Annotated in this window: 1 protein-coding gene; it reads left to right on the top strand. The window is 75.7% G+C overall.

Annotated elements, in window-relative coordinates; translation table 11 throughout:
* Positions 1 to 255, top strand: a 255-nt coding sequence (locus DK254_RS14935; RefSeq protein WP_177412073.1) for an L-serine ammonia-lyase, iron-sulfur-dependent, subunit alpha, incomplete at both ends; no start/stop codon positions are given.

Genomic DNA, 255 nt, shown 5'->3' with positions numbered 1-255 from the left:
TCCGGCGCCGAGGTCGGCTGCCAGGGCGAGGTCGGCTCCGCCTGCGCCATGGCCGCCGCCGGCCTGGCCGAGGTCCTCGGCGCCAGCCCCGAGCAGGTCGAGAACGCCGCCGAGATCGGCCTGGAGCACAACCTCGGCCTCACCTGCGACCCCGTCGGCGGCCTCGTCCAGGTGCCCTGCATCGAGCGCAACGCCATCGCCGCGGTCAAGGCCATCAACGCCGCCCAGATGGCCCTGCGCGGCGACGGCCAGCAC

Source organism: Pseudomonas sp. RW407, assembly GCF_003176655.1.
Taxonomy (GTDB): domain Bacteria; phylum Pseudomonadota; class Gammaproteobacteria; order Pseudomonadales; family Pseudomonadaceae; genus Pseudomonas; species Pseudomonas delhiensis.
This window is presented reverse-complemented; position numbering and strand designations above follow the sequence as displayed.